Source organism: Mycoplasma sp. 744 (assembly GCF_034863305.1).
Lineage (GTDB): Bacteria > Bacillota_I > Bacilli_A > Mycoplasmatales > Metamycoplasmataceae > Mycoplasmopsis.
On record NZ_JAYFFF010000002.1, the window covers coordinates 1 to 19,508 of the forward strand.

Here is a 19,508-nt window from a genome sequence, read left to right on the forward strand (position 1 = left end):
GAATTAATTTATCTTTTTCTTTTTGACTTAAATGAGAATTATTTTGAATACTTTGCTTAATTTTTTCTTTTTTAAATTCATAATTTAAATCACCATCAAGTGCTTCTTTAGCCTCAATTAAATCTTTTTCTAATTGATTAACAGCTTGAGAATCAAAATTTTGCATTGAATTAGTTTCTAATAAATCTAATGCTTGATTTTTTAATTTATCATAATTATTTTTATTTCTTGGACTAGCTGCTTTGTAAGAATCATTATTTTCTTGATTTAATTCATTTTCTAAATTTTGCAACGTATTAGCAAGTTGTTGCATTAAATTATCTAAAGTTAGAGCTTTATTAACTATATCATCTACATCAGCAATTAATAAAGCATTATCAATTTCATTTTTTAAATCTTCTTTTTGAGCATTATTTAATTTAGTTAATTGATCAATTTTTTCTTTAGCTTGATTTTGTTTATTTTTAAGTAATTGTTCACCATCTAAATCATTATATTTAACTTCTAAATCTTTTGCTAATTGTTCAATTGTTTTTTGATCAATAACATTAGCACCTTTTTCTTTATCAACCAGATTTGCTGCTTGATTTTTAATATCTTCAAAAGTAAGTTTTTTCTCACTTGAAGCATTTAAGTATTTTTTATCAGTAGCTAAGCTAGCATATTTAGCTAATTGATTTTTAAGATTTTGCATTGTTTGATTAATATTATTTGCTAAATCTTTTATTACTAAAATTTTCTCATTTTCAACTTCTTTATTAACTTGAGCAATTAAATTTTCTTTTTGTTTATCATTAAGATTATTTAATTGATTAATATAATTGATTACTTGCTTACGAGTTTCGATAATATTATTACCATTTAAATTATCAATAGCATTATGAAGATTTTGATTTTGTTGATTTACTAAATTTTCATTTAATAAATCATCATCATTATTATTTTCTAATTGTTTTAATAAATTTTGAGTTTTGATAATTTCTTGATTATAAACTTGTTTTTTATCTGGTGAAGCATTAAGATAATTATTGTCTGTTTTTAAAGTTTTTTCCTTAGCAAGATAATCTCTTAAAGTTTGCATTTGGCCATTTAATACTTTATTTTCATTATCAGCTTGATTAATTTGTTCAAGATTATTGATTTGATTAATTTTTTCAATAGCTTTAGTTTTTTGTGCCTCAGTTAATGAACTATATTCATTATTAATTCTACTAATAGCATTTTCTTTAGCTTCTTTAACTTTTTCTTGACCATTAAGATTATTTTCTGCTTGTTTTAATTCATTAATTTTAACTTCAATTTGTTCTTTATTTAAGTTTAAACCATTTGTTTTATCAATGATACTTTGGCGCTCTTCTAAAGCATTATCATAAGTTTTTTGTGGATTTTCATCAGCTTGTGAATATTTAATATCATTTTTATCCACAACTTCAATTGCTTTATATTCTTTCATAACATCATCTAAAGCTTGAATTTTAGTTTTTAATTGATCTATTTGATTAGAATGAGCTAAAGTAATTTCATTTCTTAAAGTTGTTTTTTGCGCATCATTTAGAAAATTTTTGCTTTCTAAAAATTCTTTTAATGCTATTTTTTGATTATTAATAGTTAGAGCTTCTTCATAAAATTCTTGAATATTTTGATCTCAAATTTGGTCATTTTTACTCGCTAAATCAATTTTTTGATTTATTTCATTTTTTTCAATTTGATTTAAATTTAATAATTGATTAATTTTAGTTTTAATATTTAATTTAGCCTCTTCAAGAGCTCGGTTAATAATTTGATTTAATTCTGCTTCACTTAAATTTTTATTTAAAGAATTTATTTGATTATTAAATTGATTTTTTTCTTCAGTGGTTAAATAAAGCATTTTTTCAATATTAGATACTAAAAATTTTCTTTTACCATCTAAAGCATTTGTTATTTGAATTAAATTCTCATAATCAGTATTTAAATTATTAATTTGTTCATTAAGATTTGATAAATTTATATTATTTAAAACAGTTTCTAAAAATTGATTTAAATTATTTTTAGCATTATCCAATATTGAATCATATTGTTTTTGTGTTTTTAATTCTTCAGCTTGATATATTAAAGAATTTTTAATTTCATTTTCATTATTTAATTGATTATTTATTAAATTTAAGTTTTGATCTAATAATGAAGTTAAATCATTTATTTGATTAATATTTTTTAAAGTATCTTGTTGATTAATTAGAGCAATAAGTTCTTTTTTATGCTTATCAGTTATATTATTTAATTTTTCAATCTTATCAATTGTTTCTTTTTTAGCTTGAAAAATATTATTACCATTTAAATTATTAATAGTTTGGTTAATATTATTAATAGCATTTTTAACATTAGAAATTTCAAGTAAATTATCATTATCAACAGTATTTAAGTTATTTAATAATACTTTAGAATTTTCAATAGCTTGATCATAATTATCTTTAATGTTTTTAGTTGCATGAATATAATTATTATCATTTTGAATATTATCTTTTTGATTAATTAAATTTCTCATTTCAAGCATTTTTTGATTTAATTCATTGGCTTGATTTACTATTTGTTCAATAGTTGTAAAATCATTACTTTGATCTATTAAATTAATTAATTTATTTTTTTGTAATTTAGTTAAATTATTCAATTGTTCAATATTATCTTTTGCTTGTTTTTTGCTTTGATTTAATTTATTTAAACCGTTTAAATTATTTTTAGCATTTTCTAAATTTTGTATATATTCTTCAATAGTTACTAAATTTAAATTTTGCTCACTATTATTATCAACAATTGTTTTTCTTAAATTATTTGTTTGATCATAATTATCTTTTAAATTACTATCAGCTAAAATATAATTTAAATCAGTATGATCTATTTCGCTAATTGCTTGATAATTTTGCATTGCTTGATCAAGTTTATTTATATCATTTATAATTTGTTGTTCATTTATTTCATTAGCTGTTTTAATAATTTCTTTAAAATTATTTTTTTGTCCTTGATTTAAAAAGATTTTTTGATTTAAAGTATTTAATAAATTTTCTCTAAGTTTATTTAAATCTTGCGCTTGCTTATAGATATTAGCTATATTTTGATCTAAAATATCATTATTTAAATCTGCTTCTAAAATTTGTTCTTTAAATTGTGCTTTTTCTTCTTGTGATAAATTATTTAATTTATCAATTTCTAAATTAAGATTTTCTTTAGCCTGTGTTAAAGCTTGATTAAGAATTTGATTTTTGGCACTTTGATCAATAGTATTTTTGTCTAAAAAATTAATTTGTTCAATAAAATTATTTTTTTGATCTTTATCTAAATGTAAAGCTTTGTTAATTTGATTTTTTAAATCTGTTTTTCTACCATCTAAATTATTTTGTGCACTTTGCAACTCACTAGTTATGTTTGCACTTTGATTAATTTTTTCAATAATGTCATTAGTATTTAAATGAGTAAAATCTAAAGTTTCTAAACTATTTTTAATTATTTGAGATTGATTCAATGTCTCATCATAATTATTTTTAATTTCTTGATTTTCCAGTTGATAATCTAAAGATTCTTTAACTGAAGTTTCTTGATTAATTTGTTCTTTTAAAACACCAAATGTTGAATCTAAAACAATAATTTGATCTAGTAGATTTTTAGCTAAAGTATTATCATTTTGTGATAATAAATTAGTTCTAATTTGATTTTTTTGTTCTTTAGTAAAATTGCTTAAACTTTCTAAAATTTTAAATTTTTCACTTAGTTCTAAATCAAAATTTAAATTATTAAAATCTGTTTTTAAATTATCTCTAATTTCTTGATAAAACCTTAAATTATTTAAATGTAAATTACTGTTTTCTTTATTTTGTTGTGCTTTTTCTCAAGAAGTTTTGAACTTATTAATTATTTGCTTGGTTTTATTAATAAAAGGAAGAATTTCGTCAATGTTATTGGTTTTAGTAATATTTATTATTTGATTAATTTGATCATTAATTTCAACTACAACATTTCTTTTAAGTTCTATTTCTTGATAATTATTTTGAATAATACTAAATTGATTATCAAAATCATCATTAGAAGGATTTAATTCATCTAATTGATTAATAAAATAATCTTGATCATTTTTAGCAATAAATTGATCATTTTGAATAATTTTTAATAAATTAACTTTTCTTGGAAAATTGGTAACAGTTGTTTTATTTGGCTCATTAGTAAAAAGTTGTTTTAAATATTTAGCTTCTTGTTCATTGTTTAATGCATTATCATCAATTAATTCTTGAGCATAATCTAATACTAAATTTAAAAGACTTAGTTTACTATTTTCATTATTAGTATCTAAATCTAAATCATTATCAACATTGAAATTACTAATATAATTAATTAATTTGTTTTTATCTTCTAAAGTAAAAGTTTTACTATTAATATTATCTATTAAATCTAATTTAGCTTTTATGCGTGTTAATTTATTGATTTGTTCTAAGTTATTTTGAGCATGATCAAAAACTACTGATAAAATTTCAGCATCAATTTTTTCTTTAATAGCATTTTCTAAAGTTGGATTTTTAGTAGCAGCATTAATTAATAAACTTAATTTGCTTTGATTATTGTTTGTGGCAATTTCATAATTAATTGCATTAGTAATTTGTTCTTGTGTTAAAAGCAATGATCAATTTGCTATTTGACTTTTAAAATTTTCTAAAGTATTATTATCAATACTATTAATATTATTAACATCATTTAATTTATTAATATTATCAATAATAATATCTAAATTTTTTACAGCTTGTGAGGAATTATCACCCAAAGTAATATCACTAGTATTCAAATTAGCAACTGAAGTATAAAGAATCATTTTGTCTTGATCTTTTAAAGAAGAATTTTTAATTTTATCTAAGAGAGATAAACGATTTTCAATGTTAGTTTTTACAGTTTCTAATTGATTAAAATCAGTAGTATTTTTAACTTCTTCAATGTATCTATTTAAAATGGTTTCAATATTATTTTGTCCTATTTCATTTCTATTATTAATTTGTTCATTGATAGGGAGCATTTGTTTAATTTTACTTAATTCATTTGCAAAATTAACATTAGTATCAGTAGTGTTTTCTTGATTAACTTGAATTCAATTAATTGTTTTTTCTATTAAAGTGTCTTTTAATTCATTTTTAGCATTAGAATTTTCGATATCTTTAATTTGCTGTGCTCTTTTATATTCATTAGCTAATTTATTATCTAGATCAATATGATCTTTAGGCATGATATTAAAATCTGTTATTACTGAAGTATTAGGTTTGTGATTACTAGCTATTCTTAATTGACCAATTTGGGCTAATGTTTTTGCTCTTTTTAAATAATCATTAGTAAAACTGACATAATCAGAAGAATTGATATCTTTTTGATCAACAATTTCTATTATTTTTCTTATTTCTTCATAAGTAATTAAAGATGTATCAATTGTATTTTGTCCGTTAGGTTGATTAGTATTATTAAGTTGAATTAATTTAAAAATTTCAGTATAAGCGTCAGTTGTTTTTTTTGTTTCTGTAATTTTTTGAGTAATATCATTAATTAATTTTTGTTTTTCTTCTTCACTTTTTTGAGGATTTGAATTATCAAATTGATTTATTTTAAAAATTTTAGCAATATTTTGCATTAAAATGTTTTTATCATTTTGAGGAATATATTTATTTGTCCCAATCTCTTTAATTTGTTGTGTTGCTTTTTCTAATAAATCGTATTTTTGTTCTTGTTTTAAACCATTAGTTTGTTTGTAGTCTATAGCATTAATTTCTTTTAATAAATCAGCTTTAAGATTATCAGCACTATTAGAAATATCACCTTGCATATTATCTAAAACAATAGCTATGGCTTTTGATTTTTTAGTTGCTTCTTCTAATTTAGTGGCAAAATTTTCTTTATTATTATCATAATCTTTCATTCAACCACTAACGGTACTTAATCATTCTCTTCTGGTTGTTCAAGGAATATTGTTATTATTATTTCTAGCATTTTCTCATTGTTGTTTAATATCGGCATTAATTGGTTTATTGTTTTTAATTTCAGTCATTGCGTCAATGTATAAAGCAATATCATTGAATTTTTTTGTAAAAGCTTCAACATTATCAGGCGATTCTTCTAAAACAACTCTATTTAATAAAGTAGTTAAATCTAATTGCACACCAATATTTTTATCATTAGGATATTTTGATGTATTAGTATTATAAATATTAGTTGGTATAGGTCAAGAATTATTAATTTTGGTAATTATTTCCGCTCTTAAATGTTCATTTTTTAATTTTTTCTTAATATTTTCTAATTCTAATTCATCAATTTTGGCTGCGTTCATTGGGTTAGGAAAACGATCTATTAAATCTTTCATAGATAAACCAGTAACAATACTTTGCATATAAGTAGTTACTCTTCCTTTTTGATTGGGAACGGTGAAAAAATTATTAGATTCGCCATTCATAAAAGCAGTTTTTTCTTCGTTATTAGTATTTAAATATTTTCCTCCGGCTATTAAATCAATACCTTTAGCAACTTCATAAAAAAAATCTAATTTAGCAAATAAATTGACTTCATAAGTTTGATTATTCTTTTTTTGTTCCTTAATACGATCTAACTGCTTAATAAGTTCATTATTTTTATAAGTAGATTGATTATTTTTATAATTAGGTAATTGTCTAATTTGATTTTTGATTTGTTCAATTTTCTCATTAACAGTTATATTGGTGTCATGATTGACTTCAGTAGAAATAATAGGCACAAATGTTAAAGCAGTTAGTAATGGGCTTACAATTAGTAATTTTTTCTTTAATATTTTTTTAACTTTTTTCATTTATCTCTCCATATTTAGTTTATGTAAAAATAAACTTTATTTTTAGTAAATCCTTAAAATTAATTTAATAATTTTATTAAAAATAATTATAATACAGATACATATATATATATATATATATTAGCATAAAAAATAAAATCAGGATTTTTCCTGATTTTTAATTATTTTATTTTTTATTGTTAAATTTTTTAACTAATAATCAAACTAAATAAGTTAAACCAAAAGTTAAAATGATACTTGTTCATAAAAGAATAAGAATTAATCAATCAATATATTTATTGTGTTCTTTATTTAAAGCATTTTCGTGATTTACTAATTGATTTAAAATCTTTTTAACTTGATTAATATCTTTGGCATTTTGAATTTGTTGTTTAAATTGATTTTTTTCTTCTAAAGAATAATTTTCTAAATTATTTACTTTTTTATTTGCTTCTTCTTTAAATGAAACTAAATTAATTTGTCCATTTAAATTAGCTATAGCATCTAAAATATTTTGATTAGTTGTTTTAATAAGATTTATATTGAATAAATCATTATTTTGTTTAATTAAATTATTTAAAAGTTTTTCACCATCATTAAGAACTTGATCATAATTATTTTTATTTTCTTTTGAAGCATCATAGTAATTATTATTTGTTGTAATTTGGAATTTATTATTTAAATTTGCTCTTAAAGTTAGCATTAAATTATTTATATTTTGATAATTAGCATCTAATTCTTTTAATGTATCTAAATTATTAATTCGATTTATATTTTCAATAGCTTTATCTTTTTGTTTATTAGTTAAAGCTTGATATTCTTTGTTAATTTTATTTTTTATCAATTCTTTTTGTTTATTTACTTTAGCATAACCGTTTAAATTATTAATAGCATTTCTTAATTCATTGATAGCTTGATTAACTTGATTTAAATCTAGATTATTTCCTTTTATTTTATCTATTATTTGTTTTTGATTATTTAAAGCTTTATCATAAGCTTGTTTTAAATCTAAATCGGCTTGTGAATAATTAATATTATTAGTATCAATTATTTGAATATCATTGTAAGTTCGCATTGCTTGATCTAATAAAATAATTTTATTTTTTAAAAAATTTTGATTTTGTCAATTAAGATTTGCAATTTCTTTTTCTAAAGCTTCTTTTTGTGCATTATTAATATATTTAGTTTGTTTTAAAAATTCGCTTAATTCTTTTTGAGCATTTTGATCTTTTTGTTTATTAATTAGCTCGTTAAATTTATTATTAAATTCATTAACTTTATTAGCAAAATCTTTATTTGTAGGATCTAAATTATCAATTAGATTATTTAACGTTTCTTTATCTGCTTGATTTAAAATTGGTTCATTTTTAACTTTTTGATAAAGATTTTCTTTAGTTGTTAAATTAATTTTACTTTCTTTGAAATTATTTAAATTATTAGTTTGATTTTCTTGATCATTAACAACTATATTTAATAAATCATCTATTAAATCGTTTTGTTGTTCGTCAGTTAAATTAGTTTTATTTTTAATTTCTTGAATTAAATCTTTTTTATCTAGTAAATGATCAACTTGTTCATTAAATCATTTGATTTGTTCAGCATTATTTACATCGTTTGGTACTTTAATGTTATCAATTTGTTGAATTAATTTATCTTTTTCTTTTTGATTTAAATGAGAATTATTTTGAATACTTTGCTTAATTTTTTCTTTTTTAAATTCATAATTTAAATCACCATCAAGTGCTTCTTTGGCTTCAATTAAATCTTTTTCTAATTGATTAACAGCTTGAGAATCCAGATTTTGCATTGAATTAGTTTTTAATAAATCTTGTACTTGATTTTTTAATTTATCATAATTATTTTTAGTTCTTGGACTAGCTGCTTTATAAGAATCATTATTTTCTTGATTTAATTCATTTTCTAAATCTTGCAAAGTATTAGCAAGTTGTTGCATTAAATTATCTAAAGTTAAAGCTTTATTAACTATATCATCTACATCAGCAATTAATAGAACATTATCAATTTCATTTTTTAAAACTTCTTTTTGAGTATTATTTAAATTAGCAAGCTGATCAATGTTTTCTTTAGCTTGATTTTGTTTATTTTTAAGTAATTGTTCACCATCTAAATTATTATATTTAGCTTCTAAATCTTTTGCTAATTGTTCAATTGTTTTTTGGTCAATAACATTAGCACCTTTTTCTTTATCAACAAGATTTGCTGCTTGATTTTTAATATCTTCAAAAGTAAGTTTTTTCTCACTTGTAGCATTTAAGTATTTTTTATCAGTAGCTAAGTTGGCATATTTAGCTAATTGATTTTTAAGATTTTGCATTGTTTGATTAATATTATTTGCTAAATCTTTTATTGCTAAAATTTTCTCATTTTCAACTTCTTTATTAACTTGAGCAATTAAATTTTCTTTTTGTTTATCATTAAGATTATTTAATTGATTAATATAATCAATTACCTGCTTACGAGCTTCAGCAATATTATTACCGTTTAAATTATCAATAGCATTATGAAGATTTTGATTTTGTTGATTTACTAAATTTTCATTTAATAAATTGTTATTATTATTTTCTTCTAATTGTTTTAATAGATTTTGAGTTTTGATAATTTCTTGGTCATAAACTTGTTTTTTATCTGGCGAAGCATTAATGTAATTATTGTCTGCTTTTAAAGTTTTTTCGTTAGCAAGATAATCTCTTAAAGTTTGCATTTGACCATTTAATACTTTATTTTCATTATCAGCTTGATTAATTTGTTCAAGATTATTGATTTGATTAATTTTTTCAATAGCTTTAGTTTTTTGTGCTTCTGTTAATGAACTATATTCATTATTAATTCTATTAATAGCATTTTCTTGAGCTTTTTTAATTTTTTCTTGACCATTAAGATTATTTTCTGCTTGTTTTAAATCATTAATTTTAGTTTCAATTTGTTCTTTATTTAAGTTTAATCCATTTGTTTTATTAATGATATTTTCACGTTCATCTAAAGCATTATCATAAGCTTTTTGTGGATTTTCATCGGCTTGTGAGTATTTAATATCATTTTTGTCTAAAGTTTGAATTTCTTTATATTCTTTCATTAAATCATCTAAAGCTTGAATTTTAGTTTTTAATTCATCGATTCCATTAGAGTGAGCTAAAGTAATTTCATTTCTTAAAGCTGTTTTTTGCGCATCATTAAGATATTGTGTATTATCTAAGAAATCTTTTAAATCAGTTTTTTTCTTATTAGCTTCATTAGCTTTATCTAAAATCTCTTGAAGTTTATGATCAAGAATATTATTATCAATTGGAGCTTTTTCAAGTTCATCATATAATTGATCTTTTTCTTCTTGCGCTAAATCTTGTAATTGATTAATTTTAGTTTTTACGTTAGTTTTAGCTTGATTGAATGCTTCTAGTTTAATTTCATCAATTTTATCTTGATTTAAATCTTTATCTAGAGCATCAACTTTATTTTTAAAAGCTGATTTTTCATCATCGCTTAGATTTAATGTTTTATCAATTTGTGTTTTTAAAGTATTTCTTTTACCGTCTAAATTATTTTGAGAATTTTGTAAATCATTTAAAGCATTAGTTGTTTGGTTAATTTGATTTAAAATAGTTGATACATTTAAATTATCAAAAGTTTGATTTTCTAAATTTTGAATAATTTCTTCAGCTTTGTTTAAAGCATCATCATATGCTTTTTTATTTTGAGCATTTTCTAATTGATAAACATCATTATTAATTAAATTATCTTTTTCTTTAACTTGTTCTTTCAAAGCATTTCAAACATTATCTAAAATTAAAACTTGATCTAAAATTGCTTTAGCAGTTGTATTATCATTGATATCTTTTAATTTATCTTTAATTATTGTTATTTGATTTTTATTAAAAGCTTTTAAATTATTTAATTGAGCTAATTTTTTAGCTAATTCACTATCAAAATTTAAAGCAGCAAAATCAGCATTTAAATTATCTCTAATATCTTCATAGAATTTAAGTTCGTTTTTTAATAAATTATCGTTTTCTTTATTATTAATTGCATTAGTATAACTAGTTTTAAATTTATCAACAACAGTAGTTTCTTTATTTAATTGTTTAACTATTTCATTCAAAGTAGTTGAATTTGTAATTTGATGAATTTGATTTAATTTATTGTTAATTTCATTAATAACATTCCTTTTTTGTGTTAATAAATCATAATCATTTTTGATTTTTTGATAGTCACTAACAAAATCATTATTTGAAGGATTAAGTTCATCAAGTTTATTAATTAATTCATTTTTATCATTATTACCTATGTTTTGATCATTTTTAATAGTTTTAACTAAAGAAACTTTTTGCTCGAAATTATTTACTGTTTCCACAGATGGATCATTGGTAAATAATTGTGTTAAATATTTTTCTTCTTGCACATCATTTAAATCAATTTCATTAATAATTGTTTGTGCATAAGCAATTGTTTTTTCTAAAGCATTGATTTTACTATTAAGATTGTTAGTGTCAAAATCATCAATATTAGCAATATTGAAATTAAGAGCAAATTCAACTAGTTTTTGTTTATAATCTTCTTTTAATTGTTGATTATATATTTTTTCCACTAAATCTAGTTTATTTTTAATTCTTATTAATTGTGATTCCTTATCTTGATTATTATTATTAGTATAATCAAAAACAACATTTAAAATTTCTTGATTTAATTTAGTGGCTTGAGCTTCTGTTAATTTAGTTGTTGTTTTATTAACAATATTTTCTAATAAACTTAATTTGCTATGTTCATTATTTTGTGCTATTTCTTCATTAATAGCATAATCAAATTGTTCTTGTGTTAAAGTTAAAGGTAAAGAAGCTAAATTATTGCTTAATTTAGCCTTATTATCTTCAGTTATTATTGAGCTATTTAAAAGAGGAATTTTTTCTAAAATAGTTTCAAGATTTTTTACTGCTTGACTTTTATTAGGAGTTAATTCAATAGCATTAGTTTCCAAATTTGCTATTGCAGTATATAAAATTTGTTTATCTGAATCTTTTAAAGTAGATTCTTGAACTTTTTTAATCAATTCTAAACGATTTTCATTATTTGTTTTAACTGTTGTTAATCCTGTTAAATTGTTTGTATTTTTTACTTCATTAACATAACGATTTAAAATGGTGTTTCTAGAATTTTCGTTTATATCACTAAGTTGATTAATTTTTTTGCCTAATTCCAACATGTTTTTTATTAGTTCTAATTCACTAGCAAAATTAGAATTAATAGTTGTATTAGTATTATTTTCATTAACTTGTGGATAATTAATAGTATCATTAATTAATTTTTCACTTAATTGATTATTAAAATTATTATCTTCAATTTCTTTAATTAATTTTGCTCTATTTAATTCATTTTCTAATTTTTGTTCAATTGCAGAATCATATTGAGGAATAATATTAAAATCGTTTATAACATTAACATTTGGTTTATGATTTTGTTGTATTTCTAATTTTCCTATTTCAATTAAAGTTTTATTACGTTTTAAATAATCTTGACTTTGTTTTAAATAATCTTCATCATTAACATTTTTTTCATTAATTTTTTGAATATTAGCATTAATTTCTTCATAAGTTAAAAATGATTTATCAATAGTATTTTCACCATCAGGAGTTGTTGAATCTGTTTGCTGAATATTTCTATAAATTTCAGTTAAACCATTAGTTATATTTTTTATTTCTTGATCTTTAGCTTTAATATCTTCTACTAATTTAGTTTTTTTTTCTTCAGGTGTATTAGAAGCATCATCATAAACATTAGGAGTAAAAACATTCGCTAAATTTTTAATTAAAGTATCTTTATCTTTTTGTGTTAAATATTGATTGGCACTAATTTCTTTAATTTGATTAATTGTTGCTTCTAAAAGTTCATATTTTGTTTCAATTGCAAGACCATTATTTTTTGTATAATCAATAGCATTAATTTTTTTAATTAAATCTGTTTTGGTGTTTTCATCATTAATGCCAATTGAACCATTAACACTATTCATTATATCCATTATTGCTGTTGATTTAATTACAGCTTGTTTTAAAATTTTGTCAAAATCTGCCTTTTTGGTATCATATTCTTTAATTAAACCTGAGGTAGCTTCAATTCATTCTTTTCTTGTAGTAAAAGGTAAATTATTTTGATCTCTAGTTGAAGCATCTCATTGAGCTTTTACTTCATCTGAAGTAGCCACATTATCTTTTATATCTGCTATTGCTTTAATAAATGTTTCTATATCTTCAAATTTTTCACTAGCTGCAGAAATATTTACTGGTGATTCATTTAAAGTCATATTCATTAATTCAGTTAAATTTGTTTTAATACCATATTTAATATCATTAGGATAAAAATTTTTTTGTTCAGGTTTACTATATCCATCAATAGGTCAATGACTATTTATGTAAGTAATTGTTTGTGCTCTTAAATTTTCATTTTTTAAACGTTGCTTCATTTCTTCTAAGGATAAATTTTTATTTTCTTCTTTATAAACAATGTCTGCCATATAGGAAGCAACATAAGATTTTTGATTACCCATATCAAAATATATACCAATTGAAGTTGAACCAGCAAAAAAAGCTTGTCTTTTTATATTATCTTTATCTAAATAATGTCCTCTTTGTTCTTCATCAATAATTAAAATATTATTAAAAATCGTTTCATGAAAATCAACTTTATCTAAAAGATCTTGCGTAATTGTATCATCGCTTGTATGAGCTGCTTTGATTTTATTTAAACTTTCAATTAATTTTTCTGTTATTGGAGTATTTCTTTCTCTTTGGATTCTTTGAATAATTCTATTGGCTTTTGTAGTTAATTCACTAACAGTTAAATTAGAAGTTGCGCTTGTACTAGATAAAACAGGAATTATTGCTAAAGGAGCAAAAATCAAACTGTTTGAAATAATTTTTTTCTTTAATAAATTTTTTGTATTATTTTTCATAATTTCTCCAAAATAAAAATAATATTTATTTTATTTTTAGTAAAAAAGCAAATATAAGTTAAAATATAATATTTTTTGCTTTAATTAAATTATATATATATATATATATATATTCATTAAAATAATAATGAAAAAATAATTTTTTTGATATTATTTGTGAACTTTTAATATATTTTTTTATTTTTTGTTGTATTTATTAAATTTATTTAAGTAAAAATTAAGTTATTTAAATAACTTATTATAATTAGTTTATGCCAGAAATGCCAGAAGTTATTACAGTTTGTAAAAATTTAAATGCTTTAATAGTTAATAAAACAATTAGTAAAGTAGAAATTTTTAAAGATAAAATGATACAAAATGTAACAGTAAATGAATTTATTAATAATTTAGAAGGAGAAACAATTTTAAGTATTACCAATTTTGGTAAACATATTATTTTTAATTTAACTAATGAAAAACATATTATTAGTCATTTAAGAATGACGGGCAAATATAATACTTATAAAAGAAGAAGAGAATTAGAAGCCCACGATTATGTAGTTTTTACTTTTAGTGATAATAGTGCTTTATTTTATAATGATTATCGTCAGTTCGGAACTTTTCATTTTAAATATAGTAATGAACTTTTTAATACTTTACCTTTAAGTAAATTAGCACAGGAACCAGCTAAATTAAATATTGATCAAACTTGAGAAAAAATCAAAAAACGTCGTATTAAAATTAAAACTTTACTATTAGATCAAAGTATAGTAGTAGGTATAGGTAATATTTACGCAAATGAAGCTTTATGAGATCAAAAAATTCATCCAGCAACCAATATTTGCAATTTAACTAAAAAAGAATTTAGACAAATTATTAAATCAGCTCAATTAATAATGGAAAAATCAACAGCTTTAGGCGGTTCATCAATACAGTCTTACACTTCTGTTGATGGTAAAAAAGGATTTTTTCAAAATTTTCTAAAAGTTCACGGTCATGAAAACGATCCTTGTGTTCGTTGTGGTTTTAAAATCATTAAGATTTTTCTAAATCAAAGAGGAACATATTTTTGTCCAGAATGTCAAAAAACAAGAGAAAATTAAAATATAGTATGAAAATTGATAATTACCATCAAGCTCTAGATTTACACCATTTAAATCAAACTCAAGCATTAAGTAAAATATCTTTAGCTTTAATTGAAGCTAAAGAAACTAATAAAAATAAACTTTATATTATTACAGGTAAAGGCAAAAAGGTTTTGCAAAATACTTTGGATAATGTTTTATTAGAAAATAATTTAGAATATGCTCTTTATAATCAAGGTAGTGTTTATGAAATTCAAATACCTTCTAATAATAATCAAAAGTTTAATTTGAATATAGAAAATGCTTTTAATTTATGAAAAAATTTAGATCAAGAAAGTCAAGAAGATTTATTAAATTATATTGATGAGGAATTTAATTAAAATGTTAAGAGTTATTTCAGGTAAATATCGTTCACGTATATTAGAACAACCACCATTAGAAATTACAAGAGCTACAATTGACCGTATTAAAGAAGCTATTTTTAATAGTATTCGTTTTAATTTAGAAAATAAAATTGTAGTTGATCTTTTTGCTGGAAGTGCCAATTTAGCAATTGAAGCTTTAAGTAATAATGCACAAAAAGCTTATGCTGTTGATAATAATTTAATGGCTATTAAGTGTATAGAAAATAACAAAAAAAATTTAAATTTAACGAATTTAGAAATCATTTGTTCTAATGCAGAAGATTTTTTAAATAAACTTGATTTTGAATGTGATTATTTTTTCTTAGATCCACCTTATAAAAATATAAATTTATTAAATAATGCTTTAAAAATAATTAATAATTCTAATTTATTAAGTCAAAACGGTTTAATTATTATTGAAACTGATAATGATAAAGAAATCATAATTCCTTCGAATTTACAAATTAAACGTAAAAAACAATATGGTAAAATTAACATAATTTATTTAGAAAAGAAAGAATAATAAAAATGAAAATAAAAAGAATATTATGCTTAGGAATTTGTATTATTAATGCGACTTTACCAATATTAATTGCTTCTTCTTGTGTAAAGAAAAATGAAAACGAAAATGTTATAAAACATAAAGATAAAAACAAAAAAGATTCATCAAATAAAGATAATCACAAACAAACAAAAGTTGAACAAACTGTTATTAATTTTAGCGATCCTTCTGGTAATGTTTTAAATACTTTTGTTTTAAAAAATATTTCAAATAATTTATTAGAAGAAATTAAAGTTTTAGTACCACAAAATTATTTATTACCTCAAAGTGTTACCAATGAACAATTAAAAGTAAATGATATTAATGATATTAAATTAATTCAAACAAAAGTATCTGATGAGTTATGAAATCAATATATTCAATTAAAAACTCAAATTGAGACTTTGCTTAAAGAAAATGAAAATAATCAAATAATTGCTAAAAGAATAAGTTATTTAAAAAGTTTGTTAAGTGATGCGCCGAGTGAAAATAAAGATTTAGAAGATATTAGAATTAGAAATTATCTTTTTTCTTTTCAAAGAGAATTAAATATTAATGATGATTTAATAAAACATTATCAAAATAAATTTAAACATTTAAATAATTTAACTTCGCAAATTTTAACTTTTTTAGACAGTTTATTAAATAAATTAACTGATAGTGAGAATAAAAATAATTTAAGTAATTTAAAGAATCTTTTGTTAAATTGAAAAGACTATAATTTAAATAGTCCTTATTGAGAAAACGAACTTAATTTTCTTTTTGGTAGTTTTGTAAATTTATTCAAATATTGATTTAATAGTTTAGAACAAAGCACAGAAACACAAACTAATATTAAACAATTTAATGAATATTTAAGTGGATTAAATGTTTTAACTTTAAGAATTATTAAAGCAGGCGATGAAAACGATCCTATTAATTTTAGCCCTTATTTATTTAATGAATTATTTGAGAATATAATAAATTTTTGGTCTAATGATTTATTAAATTTAGAAATTAAAACAATTAAAAATCAATTATCAACTTTTAATAATGTATTTGCCAATAAATTAGCATCTTTGAATAACGAATTTAATAGTAAAAAAGACTTTTATGCTGATAAATATTTACTTACTTTTAATGAATTTATTGATATTAAAGATCAAGATTTAAGAACTTTTAAAACATTGACTTCTATAATTAATAATCTAAATAATCAATATCTTAATTTAGTTGTTGAAATAGATAAATTAATTGCTAAATTTAGTTTATTAAATTTTTATAATCAAAAATTTGATCAAATAAATTTTGATAAAAAATATCAGGAATTAAAAAATCAATTAGCTAATTTAATAAATAAATTTAAAAATGATAATCTTAAACTCATTCATACAAATTTCATCAGTGAAATAAATAATGTTTACAATAATTATTTAGATAAAGATAATAAAAATGTACAAGAAAATCTTATTCAAATAAATGATATTTTGCAAAATCTTAAAAAGTTAAATTTAGAAGAAAATAACGCATTTGTTGATTTGGTAAATTTATTTAATAATTATTACGGTGTGATTTTAAATATTTTAGAAAGTTAATAAATTATGACTTTATTTGATTTATTAAAAGAAAATAAAGAAAATAATCAAATTTTACATAAAAAATTATATGAAGTGACTATTTGGTCTAAAACTTTTAAAGATTTTGATAAAACAAAACAATTAAAAAATTTACAAAAATATTCTTATTTATCTGCAAAACAAATAGAAGAATTAAGTGATAATAATGGAAATATTAAATTATTAAATTAAGAATTAAAAGAAATTGTTGCCCGTCAAGCTATTTTACGTAACGAAATTGATAAAATCATCAATGAACTTGAAGGATAAAAGTAATGAAATTATTTGATGAGTTATTAGGAAAAGAATTAAATTTAAATGAAAAAAAATTATCAGATATAGCTAATGTAATTGTAGGTGAATGTATTACTAGAAAAGAAATTTCTGAAAAGGGGAATTTTCCTGTTATTAGTGGCGGGGTTAATCCATTAGGTTGATACAATAAATATAATTCTGATAGTTCAATAACAATTTCAAGAGCAGGAACAGCAGGATATATTGGGTTTGTTGAAACAAAATATTGATTAACAGATAAATGTTTCTCTGTATCACCTATAGATAAAAAAGAAATTAATACAAAATTTTTATTTTATTATTTGATAAGTCACAAAAGTAATATTGATAAAATAATAAAAAAAGGCACTGTAAATACTATTAGGATTTCTGATTTGAAAGAAATAAAAATAAAGTACCCAGAAATAAAGGTTCAAAACAAAATAGTTGAAATTCTTGACAAATTTAACGAGTATTCGGCGGAACTGAAGGCGGAACTGAAGGCGAGGGATGAGCAATATAAATTTTATAGAGACAAATTGTTGTTAAACAACAATTTGTCTACAAATTCTAATTTTATTTCATACAAATTAGAAGACATTTTAATCAGTCTAAAAACAGGTTTAAATCCTAGGAATCACTTTAAATTAAACACTGAAAATGCCAATAATTTTTATTTAACAATAAAAGAAATAATAAGTGGAAAAATTGTGTTTAATGAAAAAACAGATTTAATTAATGATGAAGCAATGTTAAAAATACAAAGTAGATCAAATTTAGAAAAAGATGATATTTTATTATCAAGTATAGGAACTTTAGGAAAGGTTGCTATTGTAGATATCCCCATTAACAATTGAAATTGCAGTGAATCAATTTTTTTATTAAAACCTAATAAGCAAATAGTTGTTCCTAAGTTTTTATATTACATTTTATCAAGTTCAAAAAGTCAAGAATACATTAAAAAAAATTCATCAGGTACTGCTTTAAAGGGTATAAGAAAGGATATTTTAAAAGAATTAGAAGTGAAAATACCTTCTTTAAAAACTCAAGAAAAAATAGTTAAAGTTCTTGACAATTTCGAATCGATTTGCAAAGATTTACACATCGGTCTTCCTGCTGAAAAAGTAAAAAGACAAGAACAATACGAGTATTATCGCGATGCAATTTTCAAATACCTTGAAACCCGAATTATAGATAATAAAGGTATTGGAGAGAGAGAGAGAGCAGCTAATTAAATTGCTTCTTTTGATTTTTGAAAAAGTAAATATTCAATTAAAAGATATAGTTAATTTTCAAAGAGGTAAAGTTATAAGTAAAGAATATATAGAAAACAATAAAGGTATATATCCAGTATATTCTTCACAAACATTAAATAATGGTAATTTAGGTTCTATTAATACATATACTTTTGATGGAGAATATTTAACTTGAACTACCGATGGAGCAAATGCGGGAACTATTTTTTATAGAAATGAAAAATTTAATATTACTAATGTTTGTGGATTAATAAAAACTAAAGAACAATTAAATGATTGAATAAACTTAAAATATTTATACTTTCATTTGAATAAATTAATTCCAAATTATGTTAATAGATCCATATCAAATGCAAAATTAATGCTCAAAGATATAATTAATATTAACTTTGTTTTACCAAATATTAATATACAAAACAAAATAGCAAATGTTTTAGATAATTTTGAAGCTATTTGTAAAGATTTAAATATCGGTTTACCTGCAGAAATAGATAAAAGAGAACAACAATATGAATTTTATTTAAATAAAATATTTGATTATTTTCAAAAAAATTAATCTTTTCATATTCAAAAAAACAAATTTTTGTACTTTTTAATTTTTAAATAAATTATTTCTATTCAAAT

The 19,508-nt window shown here is 20.9% G+C and carries 9 protein-coding genes; 7 read left to right on the top strand and 2 right to left on the bottom strand.

What is annotated here, in order from left to right:
- Both VBM87_RS01295 and VBM87_RS01300 read right to left on the bottom strand, forming a co-directional pair.
- Positions 1-6,817 (bottom strand): hypothetical protein (locus VBM87_RS01295; RefSeq protein WP_323177035.1); only part of this gene is annotated, 6,817 nt, incomplete at its 3' end.
- A gap of 166 nt (positions 6,818-6,983) precedes the next feature.
- Positions 6,984-13,751, bottom strand: a complete 6,768-nt coding sequence (locus VBM87_RS01300; protein ID WP_323177036.1) for a hypothetical protein — start codon at positions 13,749-13,751, stop codon at positions 6,984-6,986.
- Between the two features lie 251 nt (positions 13,752-14,002).
- On the opposite strand from VBM87_RS01300, the gene mutM reads away from it, so the two are divergent.
- From mutM to VBM87_RS01335, 7 genes are all read left to right on the top strand, one after another.
- Complete coding sequence (gene mutM, locus VBM87_RS01305; protein ID WP_323177037.1) at positions 14,003-14,833, top strand: DNA-formamidopyrimidine glycosylase; 831 nt, start codon at positions 14,003-14,005, stop codon at positions 14,831-14,833.
- A complete protein-coding gene (locus tag VBM87_RS01310) occupies positions 14,809-15,195 on the top strand; it encodes a Smr/MutS family protein (protein ID WP_323177151.1) in 387 nt (128 codons plus the stop codon). Before mutM ends, VBM87_RS01310 begins: the two co-directional genes overlap by 25 nt.
- 1 nt (position 15,196) lies before the next feature.
- The gene (gene rsmD / locus VBM87_RS01315) at positions 15,197-15,742 is read left to right on the top strand and encodes a 16S rRNA (guanine(966)-N(2))-methyltransferase RsmD (protein WP_323177038.1); all 546 of its coding nucleotides are present in this window, start codon (positions 15,197-15,199) and stop codon (positions 15,740-15,742) included.
- A 5-nt stretch (positions 15,743-15,747) separates the two neighbouring features.
- A complete protein-coding gene (locus tag VBM87_RS01320) occupies positions 15,748-17,334 on the top strand; it encodes a hypothetical protein (RefSeq protein WP_323177039.1) in 1,587 nt (528 codons plus the stop codon).
- Between the two features lie 6 nt (positions 17,335-17,340).
- Positions 17,341-17,547 carry a hypothetical protein gene (locus VBM87_RS01325; protein WP_323177040.1) on the top strand — a complete coding sequence of 69 codons (207 nt, stop codon included), beginning with the start codon at positions 17,341-17,343 and terminating at the stop codon, positions 17,545-17,547.
- Positions 17,548-17,630: 83 nt separating this feature from the next.
- Positions 17,631-18,863 carry a restriction endonuclease subunit S gene (locus VBM87_RS01330; protein ID WP_323177041.1) on the top strand — a complete coding sequence of 411 codons (1,233 nt, stop codon included), beginning with the start codon at positions 17,631-17,633 and terminating at the stop codon, positions 18,861-18,863.
- The gene (locus VBM87_RS01335; RefSeq protein ID WP_323177042.1) at positions 18,835-19,440 is read left to right on the top strand and encodes a restriction endonuclease subunit S; all 606 of its coding nucleotides are present in this window, start codon (positions 18,835-18,837) and stop codon (positions 19,438-19,440) included. The genes VBM87_RS01330 and VBM87_RS01335 overlap by 29 nt, the downstream gene beginning before the upstream one ends.
- Positions 19,441-19,508: the final 68 nt, after the last annotated feature.